General features: G+C 40.9%; 18 protein-coding genes and 3 tRNA genes. 5 read left to right on the top strand and 16 right to left on the bottom strand.

What is annotated here, in order from left to right; genetic code table 11:
- The first annotated feature begins 87 nt into the window (after window positions 1-87).
- The 3 genes from CYL31_RS10565 to CYL31_RS10555 are packed head-to-tail and all read left to right on the top strand — an operon-like array spanning window position 88 to window position 3,511.
- Window positions 88-1,116, top strand: coding sequence for a GGDEF domain-containing protein (locus CYL31_RS10565; protein WP_212915225.1), 1,029 nt, complete (start codon window positions 88-90; stop codon window positions 1,114-1,116).
- Between the two features lie 26 nt (window positions 1,117-1,142).
- Entirely contained in the window at window positions 1,143-1,553 is a 411-nt protein-coding gene (locus CYL31_RS10560; RefSeq protein WP_212915224.1) for an acyl-CoA thioesterase, read from the top strand.
- Between the two features lie 59 nt (window positions 1,554-1,612).
- On the top strand, window positions 1,613-3,511 hold the full coding sequence (locus CYL31_RS10555; RefSeq protein ID WP_212915223.1) for an alkaline phosphatase D family protein: 1,899 nt from the start codon (window positions 1,613-1,615) through the stop codon (window positions 3,509-3,511).
- A gap of 65 nt (window positions 3,512-3,576) precedes the next feature.
- Here CYL31_RS10555 and CYL31_RS10550 read toward each other — a convergent pair.
- Window positions 3,577-3,664, bottom strand: a tRNA-Ser gene (locus CYL31_RS10550).
- A gap of 92 nt (window positions 3,665-3,756) precedes the next feature.
- Entirely contained in the window at window positions 3,757-4,323 is a 567-nt protein-coding gene (locus CYL31_RS10545; protein WP_212915222.1) for a nitroreductase family protein, read from the bottom strand.
- A gap of 110 nt (window positions 4,324-4,433) precedes the next feature.
- On the opposite strand from CYL31_RS10545, the gene CYL31_RS10540 reads away from it, so the two are divergent.
- Window positions 4,434-5,951, top strand: coding sequence for a coiled-coil domain-containing protein (locus tag CYL31_RS10540; protein WP_212915221.1), 1,518 nt, complete (start codon window positions 4,434-4,436; stop codon window positions 5,949-5,951).
- 23 nt (window positions 5,952-5,974) lie between these two features.
- Here CYL31_RS10540 and nadA read toward each other — a convergent pair whose 3' ends face one another.
- The 14 genes from nadA to CYL31_RS10470 form a co-directional block, all read right to left on the bottom strand.
- Window positions 5,975-7,021: a quinolinate synthase NadA gene (nadA, locus tag CYL31_RS10535; protein WP_212915220.1), complete on the bottom strand. Its 1,047-nt coding sequence runs from the start codon at window positions 7,019-7,021 to the stop codon at window positions 5,975-5,977.
- 43 nt (window positions 7,022-7,064) lie between these two features.
- A tRNA-Lys gene (locus tag CYL31_RS10530) sits at window positions 7,065-7,140 on the bottom strand.
- Window positions 7,141-7,170: 30 nt separating this feature from the next.
- A tRNA-Lys gene (locus tag CYL31_RS10525) sits at window positions 7,171-7,246 on the bottom strand.
- A gap of 41 nt (window positions 7,247-7,287) precedes the next feature.
- Window positions 7,288-8,076, bottom strand: a complete 789-nt coding sequence (ybgF, locus tag CYL31_RS10520) for a tol-pal system protein YbgF (RefSeq protein ID WP_212915219.1) — start codon at window positions 8,074-8,076, stop codon at window positions 7,288-7,290.
- Window positions 8,073-8,651 (bottom strand): peptidoglycan-associated lipoprotein Pal, encoded by a 579-nt coding sequence (gene pal, locus CYL31_RS10515; protein WP_212915218.1) that lies wholly within the window; start codon window positions 8,649-8,651, stop codon window positions 8,073-8,075. The genes ybgF and pal overlap by 4 nt, the downstream gene beginning before the upstream one ends.
- A gap of 19 nt (window positions 8,652-8,670) precedes the next feature.
- Window positions 8,671-9,969 carry a Tol-Pal system beta propeller repeat protein TolB gene (gene tolB / locus CYL31_RS10510; RefSeq protein WP_212915217.1) on the bottom strand — a complete coding sequence of 433 codons (1,299 nt, stop codon included), beginning with the start codon at window positions 9,967-9,969 and terminating at the stop codon, window positions 8,671-8,673.
- A complete protein-coding gene (gene tolA, locus CYL31_RS10505; RefSeq protein ID WP_212915216.1) occupies window positions 9,969-10,916 on the bottom strand; it encodes a cell envelope integrity protein TolA in 948 nt (315 codons plus the stop codon). The genes tolB and tolA overlap by 1 nt, the downstream gene beginning before the upstream one ends.
- The gene (gene tolR, locus CYL31_RS10500; RefSeq protein WP_212915215.1) at window positions 10,916-11,344 is read right to left on the bottom strand and encodes a protein TolR; all 429 of its coding nucleotides are present in this window, start codon (window positions 11,342-11,344) and stop codon (window positions 10,916-10,918) included. The genes tolA and tolR overlap by 1 nt, the downstream gene beginning before the upstream one ends.
- Entirely contained in the window at window positions 11,344-12,024 is a 681-nt protein-coding gene (gene tolQ / locus CYL31_RS10495) for a protein TolQ (protein WP_012069892.1), read from the bottom strand. Before tolQ ends, tolR begins: the two co-directional genes overlap by 1 nt.
- Window positions 12,025-12,033: 9 nt before the next feature.
- On the bottom strand, window positions 12,034-13,047 hold the full coding sequence (gene ruvB / locus CYL31_RS10490) for a Holliday junction branch migration DNA helicase RuvB (protein ID WP_212915214.1): 1,014 nt from the start codon (window positions 13,045-13,047) through the stop codon (window positions 12,034-12,036).
- A gap of 3 nt (window positions 13,048-13,050) precedes the next feature.
- The gene (gene ruvA, locus CYL31_RS10485) at window positions 13,051-13,653 is read right to left on the bottom strand and encodes a Holliday junction branch migration protein RuvA (protein WP_212915213.1); all 603 of its coding nucleotides are present in this window, start codon (window positions 13,651-13,653) and stop codon (window positions 13,051-13,053) included.
- Window positions 13,650-14,207, bottom strand: a complete 558-nt coding sequence (gene ruvC / locus CYL31_RS10480) for a crossover junction endodeoxyribonuclease RuvC (RefSeq protein ID WP_212915212.1) — start codon at window positions 14,205-14,207, stop codon at window positions 13,650-13,652. The genes ruvA and ruvC overlap by 4 nt, the downstream gene beginning before the upstream one ends.
- Before the next feature lie 163 nt (window positions 14,208-14,370).
- Entirely contained in the window at window positions 14,371-16,140 is a 1,770-nt protein-coding gene (aspS, locus tag CYL31_RS10475; protein WP_212915211.1) for an aspartate--tRNA ligase, read from the bottom strand.
- Between the two features lie 189 nt (window positions 16,141-16,329).
- Window positions 16,330-16,821 carry a GreA/GreB family elongation factor gene (locus CYL31_RS10470; RefSeq protein ID WP_212915210.1) on the bottom strand — a complete coding sequence of 164 codons (492 nt, stop codon included), beginning with the start codon at window positions 16,819-16,821 and terminating at the stop codon, window positions 16,330-16,332.
- 172 nt (window positions 16,822-16,993) lie between these two features.
- Between CYL31_RS10470 and CYL31_RS10465 the strand changes: the two genes are divergently transcribed.
- Window positions 16,994-17,440: a MarR family winged helix-turn-helix transcriptional regulator gene (locus tag CYL31_RS10465; RefSeq protein WP_212915209.1), complete on the top strand. Its 447-nt coding sequence runs from the start codon at window positions 16,994-16,996 to the stop codon at window positions 17,438-17,440.

The raw sequence follows: 17,440 nt of genomic DNA, 5'->3' as shown, positions 1-17,440 counted from the left end.
ATCGAAGCCGTAATGTTACCGAGCTTTCGCGCTCTTTTATAAAACATGAATTGCCACCAACGAAATGGGACGTCTTGGTGGTAACTAATGGCAGCAGAGGTTCCGATGTTCCAGAATAATATTAAGCAAGCTAATAAGCTAATGCGCTCAGCAATACCCCTTATGGTGAAGCTGGATATTCCGCCAACCCCCTATAACTATGGGATATGGTATGAATATGCTTCAAATAGAAGCCCAAAACTTAACCAAGTTGTTGATCGTGCGTTACGTCGGTTTGGCAGCCTGCCCGCTTTTGTATCTCAAGAGCTATTCAATGAATTTTTATTACCTGAAGAGTTTCAGTACGCTCACCGCCAGGATTCAACATTAAAAAGCCTTACTACTAATTTAGAAACGGACACTACAAGTATTTCTAATGAGCTTGAAAAGTTTAACGGCACACTGCGTAGCGCAAAAGCGGCACTTAAAAATGCCAATAATGCCGCCCAAGTCGAAAAACTAGCACTTTTTTTAGAGCAAGGTGCTTTTAAAGCCAATCAAGCTATTGAAAATTTTAGTCGCTCGCTACTTTCTGCTCAAGAAGAGTTAGCTACGCTTCGATCTGAATTGTTAGATGTGAAGAAAAATACGGAACTTGATGCAATTACCTTATTGGCTAATGAAAAAGGTTTTGAACGATCGTTATTCTCTCTCGTGCCTTATGCTGAGGATGATTTAACCCTCTTGTTAATAGACATTGATGACCTTGCTGAGATTAATCAAGAATATGGTAAAAAAGTAGGCACATCGCTTATTCGATACATAGCAAAGCTTTTACTTGGGTTGTTGCCAGAAAATGGTTCTATTGCTCGTCTTAAAGGTGGTCGGTTTGCCATGCTATTAAGTGAGACAGAGTTAAGCGTTGCATCTCAATTAGCTGAATTTATTCGTAATGAAGTATCAATTCAAAAAATACGCTACAAAAATACTAAGGTGCTACTGCGACAGGTGACTGTTTCCATAGGAGTAGCCACTTTATTCGGTGACGAAAGCCCTAACGAGCTAGTTGAGCGTTCACAACATTATTTATTGTACGCAAAACGATCTGGAAAAAATCGTATTGCTCATCATGAATAAAAAACTACTATATTTAAGGCAATGCCATGAAGGACAATTTGGAGCAAAAAGATCGCGATCATTCTGAAGTTCGTGATTACGAATGTGATATGCAGGGAATTGTTAACAACGCTGTTTATCAAAACTATCTAGAACATGCTAGACATAAATTCATAAAATCTAGAGGATTAGACTTTGCTGAAATTACCAAACAAGGAATACACCTTGTATTGATAAAAGCTGAGTTAGAATACAAAAGGTCCTTACAAAGCGGCGATTCTTTTTACATTCAAACAAGTGTAGAGCGCATATCTAAGCTTAAACTTGCCTTTCTTCAAAAAATTTATCGATCTTGCGATGATCAATTGATGTTAAATGCCAAGATGACGATAACTTCCACAACAAAGGAAGGCCGACCTATACTTTTTGAAAAAGCTGACCTTTTATTTGCAGATTAGTGTTGTACCTTGTTAGATATTACTAAATGTACTATTCAACAAGTCGTATAAGGAAAATTATGCAGGTATTAGCTGGTCCAATATTGCGAAGAATGACCCCAAATCAGCTCACGTTCTGGTTAATGACTACAGAGCCTGTAACTGTTGATTTGACATTGTATAAAAGCGAAACAGCACTATTTACCCTACATAAAACTCAAACAGCTGAATGCCATACTCAGTTAAAAGCGGGCGATAATCTTTTTATACAGTTGCTTAATATCAAACTAGAAACGGCGCTACCCACGAATCAGCCTATTCATTATGACATTCAGCTTAATGGTCTTGATTGGGCTCATTGGGCTGAAGATCTTGTTTATCCCGATCAGCCTCTGCCATTTTTTATCTTGCAGCCTAAGATAAAAAAAATTCTACATGGTTCGTGTCGTAAGCCTCATCATCCTAGCAAAGACGGGTTACTGAGGGTTGACGAGCTGTTGCAAAATACCACCCCAACAGACTGGCCAAGTATTTTGATGATGAGTGGAGATCAAATTTATGCTGATGATGTCGCAGGTCCAATGCTGTGGGCCATTCATCAGTTAATCCCTCATCTTGGTATGCCTGACGAAAAGTTACCTTGTGTAGACATTGAGAGTTCCAAAAAGCTTCACCAAGAATCCTCTTACTACTATGCAAGAGAAACACTTCTACCAGAAAATGAAGTGAATCGAGGTATGATTGATCAATTTTTTGGTGGTGTACGCAAGCCTGTATTTACGACTGACACAGCCCAAAATCACTTAATTTCTTTAGCCGAAATGCTCTCCATGTACGCCCTAGTTTGGTCACCTAAAGGGTGGGATTTGTTATTAGAACGTAGTGGCTGGTCTGAACCATCAGGTTTGTCTGATGAGCAAAAAAAAGACTTTTTGAAACATATCCCTATTCTGCAAGACTTTGTAAAAGGTTTATCTAAAGTACGTCGCGCTCTTGCGCATATTCCAGCAGCGATGATCTTTGACGATCATGATATTACAGATGATTGGAATCTTACCGCAGCCTGGGAGCAAACGGCCTATAACCACCCTTTCTCTGCACGCATTATTGGTAATGCCCTACTTGGCTATCTAGTTTGCCAAGGCTGGGGAAATGCGCCTGAACGTTTCTCTGAGGGATTAATTAGCGAAGTACAAAAAGTATTTAATAACCCAGGCAGAGAAGAACATGATGAATTAATACAAGAGCTCTTTCGGTTCTCAAACTGGCATTATACTTGGCAGACGACACCACCTCTTGTTGTGTTAGACACCCGCACCCAGCGTTGGCGCTCTGAGAAATCTCTGGAGAACCCTTCGGGACTAATGGACTGGGAAGCGTTAACGGACTTGCAGCAGCAACTGAAAGGTTTAGACGCGGTTGTGTTGGTATCACCAGCACCTATTTTCGGCGTGAAGTTAATTGAAAGTATCCAGCGAGTTTTTACTTGGATTGGCAAACCCTTAATGGTAGATGCTGAAAACTGGATGGCTCATCCAGGCTCAGCTTACGCCTTAATGAATATGTTTCGACACAACAAAACCCCAAAAAACTTTGTCATTCTATCTGGAGATGTACACTACTCTTTTGTTTACGACATTCAGCTACGTGGTATCCAACAAGGATCTGACTTGTGGCAAATTACCAGTAGTGGAATTAAGAATGAATTTCCTAGCAAATTATTGGATATATTTGATCGCTTAAATCGCTGGCTTTATTCACCTAGATCACCATTAAACTGGTTTACTCGACGTCGCAGCATGAAAGTTATTCCCCATAAACCAGAAACAGCCGCTCACGGTGAGCGCCTTCTGAATGCAGCAGGGATTAGTTTAGTGACATTAAATGATGATGGCTCGCCATCAGCCGTTGTGCAAATGTGTTCTGATGGTCGTGACATACACTTCACACTTTCTGAACAAGATGCCACTTGGGAGTAAATACAACAATTTCAATAAATTAAAGGCGAAAAAAAAGACATCAGATGATGTCTTTTTTCAAATAATGGCGGTGAGCAAGAGATTCGAACTCTTGATGCCTTTCGACATACACGCTTTCCAGGCGTGCTCCTTCGGCCACTCGGACAGCTCACCAAAACCTTTATACGCTCTGCGTAATTTGTGCGCGTATTCTAGTTATGAGGAAAAAAGATTGCAACTAGTTTTTGTCAAATTAGTCTTAAAAATTAATCTCTTACCCATTTTAAGTGATTAGCAAGTTTTACCTCAGGTATAGATACCGGCTGCTCTTTAGGCGTTCCCGCATAGATTAGACCAATTATTTGATCATTTTCCTGTAGCGATAAAAGCTCTTTTGTTTTTTGAGTGAAACAGGCAGGGCCACTTCGCCACATACCACCATAACCAAGAGCATTTAACCCTAATAAAACTTGCTGAGCCGCTGCAGAGGCAGCCATAATCTGTTCTATTGGGGGGACTTTAGGATGATCTTGTATTCGAGCATAAACTAATAAGACTGCGGGAGCTCGATATGCCTTTTTAATAAAGGCCTCTTCTTTACTTTCTGGCATCGAATCAACTTCAGATAAAGCATGATGCCAATAAATCTGGCCCAACTTTGAGCGCCCTTCTCCTTCAAAAACACAAAAGCGCCAAGGCTTGAGGTTGCCATGATCTGCAGCTCGACTAGCGGCTTCCAAGATAGACTCCCATTCAGTTTCACTTGGCGCTGGCAAATCAAGTGCCGGCTGCGATACACGATTACGCATAAATGTTATAAATTCTTTACTCATAAAATAATTATTTCCGCTAACATAAGAAAAACAGCAAGCTAAAATGATGATTGGCTATAGCTTAATGATAATGGATATCACATCTATGACTTTAGGGCCTAGGAGTTTTTATGTCAAAGTGGTTGATTTGGGCGTTGCTTGAGTTAAGTACCTTTCTTTTATTGGCCAACTGTATTTTCTTATGGCTATCTCGCTCACTTGTTAAAAAAAACATAAAAAAACAATCTGACACGACCCCCCCTCTAAAAGCACAAGAAGATACTGATGAGATAGATGACTCTAAAGTTTATAAGGGATTAGCTCACTATTTGGACTTACAAATTAATTTTGCAGCAAGCTCCATCGTACCTGGTAAGCTTGATCAACATGAAATAAATAGAGTGAAAATCTGGGGGACAGTCCTAAAGGCTGAAAGGGCTATTTTATTAAATCAAGTTAGTGAAAAACCAAAACCAATTTTAAATCGCTTTTTATCAAGCTTACTGTACGCATTGTCAGCTCCGAAACTACAAACAACCAATCCTGAAGAATTGCATCAAAACCTAAAGGAGATGGAAGAAGAATTCTTTCAGGCTGCAGAAATACTCATCACTAAAGAGTCCCTATTAAAAAATCAAGCCTTATTAAACGAAGATTTACGCAAAAATATTGAACGAGCAACAAAGCGCATCAAGCAATTAGGAATAAAAAAAGCAGAACAACAGCGCCTAGAAACTGAAATTGATAATCTACAGAAAAAAATTAAAAAACTGGAACAAAAACAATTTGAACACACAGGAAGCAGTACAGAATTTAATTTACAGATCCCAACGGCTCAAACACAAGAAAAGGCAATACGTAACGCTTCCTTTAAACAAATCTTAAGCTTAAGTAGCCTTTCCGATCGGCAAAAAATGGTGATAGACCAACTAAAAAATGAAATAGATAAGGCCTATAAGAATAACAATTCACATGCTGCTCTTGAGGCTCAAAAAGTTGCTGTGACTAAAATGGAGCGAATGTCGGAAGAATCCCAAGCGGTTATTTTGCAGTTAGAAGCTGAGCTAGAAACGTCTGATTTGTCTATTGCCTCCTTAACTCAAGACATTAGTATTAAGGATGCCAAATTAGCAGAATTAGAAAAACAATTAAGTAGAAGCAATGAAACGGCGATTGGTAATCTACAAGCCTTAAGTATTAACAAAAAAGAAGCCCTTGGCTCATTGCGTGATGGCTTAAATACAGCTCTTGAAAGCATGTCAACAGACAGTCTGATCGAACAAGATAAAGATGCGAAAATGTTAGAGCGATTGTTGCATGAGTCAGAAACGTGCGTAACTTTATTGGCACAAGAATTGGAAACCGCAGAAAACACCAATAATCAATTGAAGCAAAAATTAGAAAACCACTCTCTAAGTGATTCTAATAGCTTAAGAAGCCAGTCAAAACCTCTTGCGGAACAGAGAGAGAAAAATAGGCAATTAGCTCAAGCGACAACAGAACTAAAAAACAAATTATCAAAGATGGTATCAAGTAAGGATTATCAAGCACTCAGAGTAAGGTACAATAAAAAGAGTCTTGAATGTGATCGGCTGCAATTGGCGTTTTCGGATTTGGAAATGAAATATTTAGGGACACTAAATAATTAGCAGTCCCTAAAATTGAAGCGAGATTATTTTACTTGAAAATCAAGCATACGCTGCAAAGGAATCAGAGCTTTAACTCTGGTTTCTTCGGGTACATAAATCTCACCAGAATTATCTCTTAATGAGTTACGAAGCATCTCTAAGCTGTTTAATGCCATCCAAGGGCAATGAGCACAACTACGGCAGTTTGCCCCAGAGCCCGCTGTAGGAGCCTCGACAAAACGCTTATTTGGTGATGCCTGCTTCATCTTGTAAAAAATACCCCTGTCGGTAGCGACAATAAAGGTATCGTTAGGCATATTTTTTGATGCATTTAATAGCTGGGATGTCGAGCCCACAACATCGGCTACTTCAACAACGGCTTCAGGAGACTCTGGATGAACCAGCACTGCAGCGTCCGGATAAATCGCTTTTAAATCTAAAATACCCTTTGCTTTAAACTCCTCATGAACAATACAAGCACCGTCCCAAAGAATCATATCCGCTCCGGTTTCGCGCTGGATATAACCACCCAAATGCTGATCAGGTGCCCAAATGATCTTTTCACCCTGCTCCACAAGATGGTTAACAACATCTAAGGCGATACTAGAGGTTACAACCCAATCCGCTCTCGCTTTAACTGCAGCAGAGGTATTTGCATATACAACCACTTTTCTATCTGGATGCTGATCGCAAAAAGCTGAAAACTCTTCAATTGGGCAGCCAATATCCAGCGAACATGTTGCTTCAAGAGTAGGCATTAGGATCGTTTTCTCTGGGCTCAGAATTTTCGCAGTCTCTCCCATAAACTTAACACCGGCAACCACAAGCGTCTTGGCTTCGTGATTTGCGCCAAAGCGCGCCATCTCTAGCGAGTCGGCTATTATTCCGCCAGTCTCTTCCGCGAGCTCTTGAATAGCATCTTCAGTGTAATAATGAGCAACTAAAACAGCATTCTTTTGTTTGAGCAAAGATTTGATTTCGTCGCGAATTTGATCGTTGTCGACAGATTTTATTTCAAGAGTTTTTTCAGCTTCAGATAGATACTTTTGAACCGTATCGCGAAGTGCTGCTTTATTGAAAAGTTCGGACATATCATTACCCCTTAAGAAACTGGGAGCGGAATGAGTGTTTTTTTGGTGGGTCGTACTGGATTCGAACCAGTGACCAATTGATTAAAAGTCAACTGCTCTACCAACTGAGCTAACGACCCAAAAAATCACAAAAGGAATAAAAAACATGTTGGTGGGTCGTACTGGATTCGAACCAGTGACCAATTGATTAAAAGTCAACTGCTCTACCAACTGAGCTAACGACCCAACGGGTTGCGTATAATACAGAGCCCGCTGAGGATTGCAAGTTATTTAATTTTACTTAAATATCCTGCCGCTAGTTTAGCTGCTTTACTATCGGGAAAACGCCTAATAACATCCTGTAGATAGGATTTAGCTTTTGCACTGTCACCAAGCTGATCACTTACGGTGCCTAGCTTATACAATGAGTCTTGCTCTTTGCTGTGTCCAGGAAAGTTCTGGATTACAATAGTAAATGCATCTATTGCTTCTTGAGATTTACCTTGCACCAGTTTAACTTCTCCCAACCAGTAATAACCATTTCCTGTTAAGGAGTTGTTTGGGTAGTCCTTTACAAACTTCGCAAATGCAGTCTCTGCTTCGTCAAAATTTCTCTGACGAATCAAATTATAAGCATCATTATAGGCTTGCTGAGCTTCAGTTGTGGCAGGCTGCAAACTAATAGGAGCTAGAGGTGAAGGCACTAGCGAATTAGTTGCTTTATTGTTTTTTTCTACTGATGTCTGTGTGGCTGGTTGCTCCACTTTTGGTGCTGGCGCCGATGAATATTTTGGTTCATTTGCGGATGCAGACATAAGCAACGATATTCGCTTATCCAAATCGATGTAACGATCTCTTTGGCTCTCTTTCATTAGCTTTAACTCATGACCTTGACTTTCCAATTGTCCACGAAGGCTTTGAACCTCCTGTTGCAGTGTTTCTAATTGAAAAAGAAGATCGGCAGCAGCGTTTGGCGAAAGACCGCCATTCATTTGCTGAGCTTCAGCTAGCGCAAATGGCGCTGTGAAACACAGCGCCATTGCAAAAGAGCGAACTCTTACGCTTTTAGAGATCATTTTTCGTAACGAACTTCAACTCGACGGTTTAACTGCCAAGCATTGCTGTCATGACCGAAGGCAACAGGAACTTCTTCACCAAAGCTTACTGTTTCGATTTGAGAAGCAGCAACACCTTGGATTGTCAAATAACGACTAATTGCTTTAGCACGACGCTCACCTAGAGCCATGTTGTATTCGCGTGTTCCGCGCTCATCAGCATGACCTTCTAAAACGACGCGAGCATCTGGATTTCCTACCAAGTATTCAGCATGTTTAGCTAAAGCTTCACGAGATTCTGGACGTACAATTGACTTATCGAAGTCAAAGTAGAATACAGTCTCTACGCCAGCCAAAGAATCCATGCCGTTGTTGTTAGAAGCATTTTCGTCAACGATAACACTAGTCATTGCATCGTCTTGGCCTGCACCAAATGCCTGATCAGAATTTTCAGTTGTATCATTTGCTTGTTCAGTTGTATTGGCATCTTCAGCAACAGTTGAAGAATCAGTATCTGTTGCTGTTGTGCTACAACCTGCAATCCAAGCTGCAGACAAACCAATTACAGCAAACTTACCTAGTTTTGTTACACTCATTATTCACTCCTCAATGTCTTTATTTGAAATACGGGGACCAAGATGGCTCTCGTACATCTCCGTCTGCTGATGGCAACCTGTATTTTACAAGCCCATCAACGGATACTACGGCTAAGATACCCTTTCCTTGATAGGTTGTGGCATACATCACCATGCTACCATTTGGCGCAATGCTTGGCGATTCATCTAAATAAGTCTCTGTGAGAATTTGAACTCGGCCTGTTTTCATATCCTGAAGCGCAATATGATAATTACCATCGTTCTTCTGAACCGTCACAATATAACGGCCATCTGGCGTCATTCTTGCTCTGGTATTTAGATCACCTTCAAAAGTGACCCTCTCTACACGCTTACTATTTACATCTAGTCGATATATCTGCGGGTTACCGCCTCGATCAGATGTGAATACAATTCCCTTACCATCTGGTTCCCAGCTTGGTTCGGTATCAATAGCATAATGGTTGGTCATACGCTCCAGCTTTTGTGTCGCGATGTCTAAAGTATAAATTTCAGGATTATTATCTTTAGATAGTACCAATGCTAATTTTTTTCCATCTGGCGACCATGAAGGTGCGCCATTTAATCCTCTAAATTGTGCAATTTGCTGACGCTTACCTGTCGCTAACTCTTGAATAAAAATATTAGGACGTCGATTTCTAAACATTACATAGGCAATTTTTCGACCATCCATACTCCAAGATGGAGACAATATAGGCTCTTTTGACTCAACTACAACTTGCGGCCGATGCCCATCTGCATCTGCAACCTGTAATTTGAACAGCGGTGCTTTTTTATCACCCTCTGCAGTAACATATAATATTCTAGTACTAAATGCGCCTCTTGTCCCTGTCAATAATTCGTAAACTTTGTCACTAATATAATGAGCAGCATCTCTAAAGTTTTTTGAACTAACATCAATAGAGCTATGTTTTTGTACAGGCTTTTGACTTAAAACATTTAATAACTCAAAACCAATTCGGTATTGATTATTAGGTAATTTTTTAACGGTGCCAATAACAACATAATCACTTTTCAAAAGCCGCCAATCTCTATAAAAAACATCTGCCTCTTTCGTTGGCATACTCAGCATATTAGAGCGCGGAATAGCTTGAAATAAACCACTGCGAGCTAAATCAGCCTCTACAATTTGAGCAACATCTTCAGGTAGTGCATCTACACCATCATAACCAAAAGGAACAACGGCAATAGGAAGAAGCTGGTCAGCACCACTGGTTATTTCAATAACTAATTGAGCTCTGGCTGAGCTTATAAATATTAAGCAAGTGAATAAAACACTCAAGTATTTTTTAAACATCATTAGTTTCTCAAATCTTGCGGGTTAAAAATCAAATCTACCTGACGAAAGTTTCTCTCAAAAACATAAGAGTCTACTTTTGCCAACTCATCTATCTTTCTTACCTTATAAACGGCATCCACTGCTCTTTGGTCAAATAACGCATCACCGCTGCCTGCAGTTACTTGAACATTCATTACTTCCCCGTTAGGTAAAAAATAAATACGCAACTGGGTTTTCATATTATTTCGAGCGCTTGGCGGGCGAATCCAAGCAGCAGTCACTCTATTATTGATTAATCCACTGATAGATTGAACCATTTGCGCTTCATCTGCCGCTCTTTGCTTCGCCTCTTCGGCAGCCGCTTTAGCTGCAGCCTCTTCTGCTTTTTTCTTCTCAGCTAACCTTGCAGCTTCCTCTTGGCGCTTACGCTCTTCTTCAGCCAAGCGATCAGCTTCAGCTTTACGAGCAAGCTCTTTCTTCTGTTTTTCATTGGCTTCTTTTTCAGCTTGGCGTTTTTTGTCAGCCTGTTCTTGAGCTAACCGTTTGCTTTCTGCTTCTTGTGCAATTCGCTTTTGTTCTGCTGCTTTTTGCTTTCTTTCATTTTCTTGCTTTTGCGCTTCTTTTTCTTTTGCTTCTTTTGCCTGCCTAGCTTGAGCTAGTTGCTTCTGCTGCTCTTCAGCCGCTTTGCGCTCAGCTTCTTTTTTTCTACTTTGCTCTGCTTCCTTTTTCTTTTGCTCAGCTAAAGCAGCCGCCTGCTGTTTCGCCGCTCTTTCATCAGACTCTCTTTTGCCTATTATGGTTTGAGAGACATCAACAACGGTAGCGTTAACGATAGGTGGTCTTTTAGGCCTTGGGGGCTCATCGTCACTAAAGTCAATAGCAACCAATCCAGCCACAACAATGCTTGCATGTAAGCCTATGGCCAGTACTGTTGGAATACTATAATTGTCACTACGTAACCATTTCATTATTTGTTATCCGGCTCGGTTACTAAACCAACATTTGGAACGCCAGCACCTTGTAGCGTTACCATAAGCCCAATGACATCACCATAAGAGACATTTTTATCACCTCTCACTAGTACGGACATCTTAGGATTTTGGCTCAATACTTTTCTAACTCGGTCTTGCAATTGAGCTAAAGCGATAGATTCTTGCTTACCACCTACATCTAAATAGTACTGACCTTTTGAGTCAACAGAGGCAATCATGACATCATTTTCAGAGTCTTGAATGGGTGATGCGTTTGCATTAGGCAACTCAACATCAACACCTTGCGTAAGCATTGGAGCAGTAATCATAAAAATAACAAGCAGCACCAACATGACATCAATATATGGAACGACATTGATTTCAGCCATTGGACGACGTTTATTTCTTCTTCTTGAGCGAGCCACTATACAGCGCCTCCCTCTCTCACATGCACCTTACGGTGAAGGATACTGGTGAATTCGTCAGCAAAATTTTCATAGCTAGAGCCAAGAGATTCCGCAGTAGAGGAAAAACGGTTATAAGCAATAACGGCAGGAATCGCTGCTGCTAGGCCTATAGCTGTTGCTATAAGAGCTTCAGCAATGCCTGGTGCAACAGTTGCTAATGTTGCCTGCTGAACTTCTGCAAGCCCGATGAAGGAATGCATAATCCCCCAAACGGTACCAAACAAACCAATGTATGGACTGGTTGAGCCCACAGTTGCTAAAAATGGTAGATGTTGATCCAGTTTTTCCTCTTCTCGATAAAGCGCCACACGCATTGCTCGTTGAACACCATCCATGATGGCTTCTGGATCAACGTTATGACTCTGTCTTAAGCGAGTAAATTCTTTGATGCCAGAAGTAAAAATATTTTCCATCCCCTCAACTTTACGGCCCTCTTGCGTTAACTTACGATACAGCTGACTAAGATCTATTCCAGACCAAAAGCTTTCCTCAAAAGCAGTGCGCACTTTTTTTGCTTCTTTTAAAACACGAATTCTTTGAAATATTACAATCCACGAAAAAATGGAAGCCGCTAGCAGTATCAACATAACAAGTTGAACAACAAAACTAGCACTGGCGATAAGTCCCCAAATTGACATTATTAACCTCTATTTGAAATCTGAAGGTAGTTGGTAATTAAAATGTTCGTAAGCACGCTTCGTAACTTGTCGACCTCTCGGCGTCCTAATTATAAAACCTTGCTGAATCAAAAACGGCTCTATGACGTCTTCAATAGTATCTTTATCTTCACCTAAAGCGGCGGAGACGCTATCTAGACCAACCGGTCTTCCGTCAAACTTTTCTATCATAGTCAATAACATACGTCTATCTAAGTGATCGAAGCCTTGACTATCTACACTTAACATATCCAGTGCCCTTTGAGCAACCTTTTGCCCTACAAGCACCTCTCCACTTACTTGCGCAACATCCCTAACGCGACGTAATAGGCGATTCGCTATCCTGGGGGTGCCTCTCGATCTTCTGGCAACTTCGAAACAGCCTGGATTATCAAGCTCCATCCCCATTTTTCCCGCAGACCTAGCGACTATTGTTGTTAATGATTCAACATCATAAAACTCTAATCGTTGCACAATACCAAATCGATCTCGTAATGGTGACGTTAGCAAACCGGCCCGTGTAGTTGCTCCGACAAGTGTAAACGGCGGGAGTTCAATTTTAATTGATCTTGCCGCAGGCCCTTCACCAATCATGATATCTAACTGGTAATCTTCCATTGCAGGATAAAGTACTTCCTCAATAGCTGGACTTAATCTATGTATTTCATCAATAAATAGAATGTCGCCTTCATTTAAATTTGTCAGTAACGCAGCTAAATCCCCCGCCCTCTCAAGAACGGGGCCAGAAGTCGTTCTTACCTCAGCGCCCATTTCATTTCCAATGATATGGGCAAGGGTGGTTTTACCCAACCCAGGAGGACCAAATATTAAAGTATGATCTAATGGCTCACTACGCTGCCTTGCAGCTTCGATGAAAATCTCCATCTGCTCTCGAACAACGGGTTGACCAATGTACTCCGCAAGCGCTTGTGGACGTATTGCGCGATCTACCTGTCTATCATTACCTTTAAGTTCCGCAGAAATAATACGATCTTGTTCAATCATGTTTTATTTCCTCAGCATTCCTTTCAAAGCAGCCTTGATAACATCTTCACTATTAGCTGCATCCATCGGAACACCAGCAATTGCCTTAGCAGCTTCTTGTGGCTTGTAGCCAAGAGAAATGAGTGCCGCTTCTGCTTCTTGTCTAGGGTCCGCTTGAACTTGACGCAATACTGCAGGTGTGGAAAACAAGTCAGTTTTCGCTGCCTGACCAAGCTTATCCCTTAATTCAATAATAAGTCGTTCGGCTGTTTTCTTGCCAACACCAGGAATGCGAGTAAGAGCCGTAACATCGGACTCTTGAACGTTAGCAATCAGCTCTTCTGAAGACATGCTGGACAAAATTGCTAATGCCATTTTTGGGCCGATACCATTTACTTTAATCAGAATGCGAAATAAAGCGCGTTCATTCTTATCTATAAAGCCATAAAGTGTATGAGAGTCTTCTTTAACCAACAGGTGAGTAAATAATGTCACCTGACCTCCGACTTGAGGTAAGTCGTAAATAGTGGTCATTGAAGCGCTCACTTCATAGCCAATACCATTTACATCAACCATTAACTCTGGTGGAGTCTTTTCTATCAAAGTGCCGACAATTCGTCCGATCACAAAGTTTTCCTTACATCTTGTTCTGTCCAGCGCTTAGAGGTGCGCCCTGCTCTCTTTCCGACGCCGTATTCCAGCCCGCCAGAAGTTCGCGTGTTAGCATGACACAAAGCAATGGCTAAAGCATCAGCCGCATCAGCTTGAGGCTTAGAAGTTAAATTCAATAAAAGCTGCACCATCATTTGCACTTGTGCTTTATCTGCATTACCGTTGCCGACAACAGATTGCTTAACTCGTCGAGCGGCATATTCGTGTACTTCTAATTCTTGCAGAGATGCCGCTACAATAGCTGCGCCTCTTGCTTGACCAAGTTTTAACGCTGAATTCGCATTCTTAGCCAAAAACACTTCTTCTATAGCAAATTCGTTTGGCTTGTATTCTTCCAAGAGAGCTGAAACATTTTGAAAAATATATTTAAGCCTAACTGATAGCGCTTCATCCGGTAATCGAATGCAACCACTGTTAACATATACAGATTTACCATTTGTCACATCAACAATACCAAAGCCCGTTACTCGTGAGCCTGGGTCAATGGCTAAAATCCTGGTCGTGGGCATAACTTTTTTGTGCCTTATATAATTACTGTATATTTCAACAGCCCTTTACAAAGTATGCAATGCCAAAATACAAAAAAGGCCACTAATAAGTGGCCTTTTACGTTTTTCTTTCAATCTCTTAACATAACTTACTGTTTTAGAATAAGTTTAAGAGTTATTTCTATCATTCAACGACTGGTTTTCTGACGCGAATATTCAATTCTTTTAGTTGCTTCTCGCTTACTTCACCTGGCGCTTGAGTCAATAGACACGTTGCACTTTGCGTTTTAGGAAAAGCAATAACATCACGAATAGAGCTTGAACCTGTCATTAGCATCACAAGGCGATCTAAACCGAATGCTAAACCACCATGTGGTGGCGCACCAAATTTCAATGCATCTAACAAGAAACCAAATTTCTCTTCTTGCTCATCTTTGCTGATATTCAACAATTCAAAAACCGTTTCTTGCATTGAAGATTGGTGAATACGAATAGAGCCACCACCTAGTTCAGTACCGTTTAGCACCATGTCATAGGCTTGCGAAAGTGCAGTCAAAGGGTTTGCTTTCAGCTCTTCTGGAGAGCATGAAGGCGCAGTGAATGGGTGGTGAATCGCTGTAATTCCGCCATCACTGGTTTCTTCGAACATTGGGAAGTCAACAACCCACAATGGTGCCCACTTGCAAGTATAAAGGTTCAAATCTTCGCCTAGCTTGCAGCGCAATGCTCCAAGAGCTTCATTAACCACTTTAGCTGAATCTGCGCCGAAGAAGATCAAATCACCATCTTGCGCTTCTAAACGCTCAAGTAAAGCGGCACGAACTTCAACTGGAAGGAACTTAACAATAGGAGACTGCAAGCCTTCCTCTAGGTTAGACTTATCATTCACCTTGATATATGCCAAACCTTTCGCACCGTAAATAGAAACAAACTTGGTATAGTCGTCAATTTGTTTACGAGTTAACGCATTACCGCCTGGTACTTTAAGAGCTGCAACACGACCTTTTGGATCGGTAGCAGGACCAGAGAATACTTTAAAGTCCACATTAGCCATCAAGTCAGATACTGACACGATAGTTAGTGGAATACGAAGATCTGGCTTATCGCTACCATAAGTTTCCATTGCTTCAGAGTAAGGCATGCGTGGGAAAGTGCCCAAATCAACATTCATTAGCTCTTTAAACAGGCTAACAATCATCTCCTCAGTCATCGCCATGATATCTTGCTCACTCATAAACGATGTTTCAATGTCTACTTGAGTGAATTCTGGTTGACGATCAGCACGCAAATCTTCATCACGAAAACATTTTGCGATTTGGTAATAACGATCAAAGCCAGACACCATTAACAATTGCTTAAACAACTGTGGAGACTGAGGCAATGCAAAGAAACTACCCTGTTGCGTACGGCTAGGCACCAAATAGTCACGCGCACCTTCTGGAGTAGCGCGAGTCAGAATTGGCGTTTCGATATCTAGGAAACCATTGCCATCTAAGTAGCGACGCAATACAGATGTCACCTTTGAACGGAAGCGCATTTTTTGCTGAATTTCAGGACGACGTAAATCGATAAAACGATTTTTTAAGCGAACGTCTTCACCTACCGATTGGTGTTCATCAAGCTGAAATGGTGGTGTTTTTGCAGCATTAAGAATTTCTAGTTCAGTTCCTAATACTTCAATTTCGCCAGTATTCATATTTGGATTTACTGTGCCTTCAGGGCGAGCTCGCACTAAACCTTTAAGTTTGACAACAAATTCGTTCCGAACACTGTCTGCAAGAGCAAAACTTTCCGCGCGATCTGGGTCGAAAACTACTTGAGTAATACCTTCGCGGTCACGAACGTCTAAGAAGATAACGCCGCCGTGGTCACGGCGACGATGAACCCAACCGCATAGGGTAATTTCTTGTGAAATGTTAGAAGCATTTAACTCGCCGCAATAATGGCTGCGCATAATTTCTTTCCTATTACTTTCTCAGTAAGAGAGTGATTTTTTCTTAGAACGTTTTCTATTCGATCAGCAATGTTAACTGAATTTTAGACTCCGAATAGAATAACAGAATATTTTAAGGCAAAGCATTATATGCGAACAGAGTCTGACTCTCTAGGGTCTGAACCAAATTTGTCAGCTACAATATACGCTTTATGCAATAGTGGTTATTTCATAAGCGGTTTGCTTACCGTTTTGAGGCAGTTCAACCTCATCTCCAAGCGTCTTACCAAATAACATCTTGCCTACAGGCGTAGAAGTGGTCACAAGATAAACAGTCTTTTCAGATATTTCGATATTGAGCCCACCGGCACAAGGTGAAATTAAGAAATATTTTTTAACGTTATTTGAAGATTCAAGTTCAGACAAGGTGACAATACACCATAAGCCAATGACGTTTTCTTCAGTAAATATAATTGGTTTCGCTTTATCAAAAAGTAGCCAATCTTTTTCGCATTCCAGCACTCGCTGAGATTGTCCATGAGCTAAATAAGAAGCCTCTAAGCCAAAAGTATCGTACTTATTCTCTGCGACACTTTCTTCATTCGTTGCAGCTTCATGAGCCTGTTTCGCTGCCCACTTTGCAGTTTCATAGCGACTTAACAATGCAGCGGTAACCGCTTTATATACATCGTGCTTATTCATATCACTCTATCTACTTAATGCTAACCCAAGCATTGTAACTATTAACTTCTATAAGAAAAACACCCTCCCTTCCTTTGGTTAGTATTTTCACCACAAACTCAGTTGACAATATCAACTTAATTCACTATATTGATAATCATTCTCACAATTTGAAATTTAAAAGCAGGAGCGTATGAAGGAAAAAATTGGCGAGTCGCTTCACAAACTGATGCACAACTATCGCCACCAAATGCGTGAAGCGGCATCAACATCAGGTATCGCAATTCCCGTAAGCCATATACGATCACTAAAGTGCATCAAAAACATTAAAAACTGCAGCGCAAAAGACATTTCGGACAGGCTTTCACTTGATAAATCTCAAATTACTCGCGTTCTTAAGGAGTTAGTCGGTGCCGGTTATGTGATAAAGGTCCGCTGTCCAGACAATCATCGCAGCCAGTTATTAAGTCTGACACAAATAGGCAGCGAATTACTCGAAAAGCTTATGATGTTAGATCAATTAGCAGTCGAAAAAATGACTAAATATTTAACCGCGCAACAAATAGAAGATTTCATACATATTTCAGAGATTATGGTAAATAACCTTGACCAGTCTCCATCATGTGACAAACAAAATTAA

This window comes from Marinomonas sp. A3A (genome assembly GCF_018336955.1).
Lineage (GTDB): Bacteria > Pseudomonadota > Gammaproteobacteria > Pseudomonadales > Marinomonadaceae > Marinomonas > Marinomonas lutimaris.
Note: the sequence above shows the minus strand (reverse complement) of the source record. Positions and strands in the feature narration are given on the sequence as shown.

Excerpts from the sequence above, each read along its gene's own strand:
- CYL31_RS10565 (WP_212915225.1), top strand. The coding sequence starts at position 88 with ATGGCAGCAGAGGTTCCGATGTTCCAGAATAATATTAAGCAAGCTAAT.
- CYL31_RS10560 (WP_212915224.1), top strand. The coding sequence starts at position 1,143 with ATGAAGGACAATTTGGAGCAAAAAGATCGCGATCATTCTGAAGTTCGT.
- CYL31_RS10555 (WP_212915223.1), top strand. The coding sequence starts at position 1,613 with ATGCAGGTATTAGCTGGTCCAATATTGCGAAGAATGACCCCAAATCAG.
- CYL31_RS10545 (WP_212915222.1), bottom strand. The coding sequence starts at position 4,323 with ATGAGTAAAGAATTTATAACATTTATGCGTAATCGTGTATCGCAGCCG.
- CYL31_RS10540 (WP_212915221.1), top strand. The coding sequence starts at position 4,434 with ATGTCAAAGTGGTTGATTTGGGCGTTGCTTGAGTTAAGTACCTTTCTT.
- nadA (WP_212915220.1), bottom strand. The coding sequence starts at position 7,021 with ATGTCCGAACTTTTCAATAAAGCAGCACTTCGCGATACGGTTCAAAAG.
- ybgF (WP_212915219.1), bottom strand. The coding sequence starts at position 8,076 with ATGATCTCTAAAAGCGTAAGAGTTCGCTCTTTTGCAATGGCGCTGTGT.
- pal (WP_212915218.1), bottom strand. The coding sequence starts at position 8,651 with ATGAGTGTAACAAAACTAGGTAAGTTTGCTGTAATTGGTTTGTCTGCA.
- tolB (WP_212915217.1), bottom strand. The coding sequence starts at position 9,969 with ATGATGTTTAAAAAATACTTGAGTGTTTTATTCACTTGCTTAATATTT.
- tolA (WP_212915216.1), bottom strand. The coding sequence starts at position 10,916 with ATGAAATGGTTACGTAGTGACAATTATAGTATTCCAACAGTACTGGCC.
- tolQ (WP_012069892.1), bottom strand. The coding sequence starts at position 12,024 with ATGTCAATTTGGGGACTTATCGCCAGTGCTAGTTTTGTTGTTCAACTT.
- ruvB (WP_212915214.1), bottom strand. The coding sequence starts at position 13,047 with ATGATTGAACAAGATCGTATTATTTCTGCGGAACTTAAAGGTAATGAT.
- ruvC (WP_212915212.1), bottom strand. The coding sequence starts at position 14,207 with ATGCCCACGACCAGGATTTTAGCCATTGACCCAGGCTCACGAGTAACG.
- aspS (WP_212915211.1), bottom strand. The coding sequence starts at position 16,140 with ATGCGCAGCCATTATTGCGGCGAGTTAAATGCTTCTAACATTTCACAA.
- CYL31_RS10470 (WP_212915210.1), bottom strand. The coding sequence starts at position 16,821 with ATGAATAAGCACGATGTATATAAAGCGGTTACCGCTGCATTGTTAAGT.
- CYL31_RS10465 (WP_212915209.1), top strand. The coding sequence starts at position 16,994 with ATGAAGGAAAAAATTGGCGAGTCGCTTCACAAACTGATGCACAACTAT.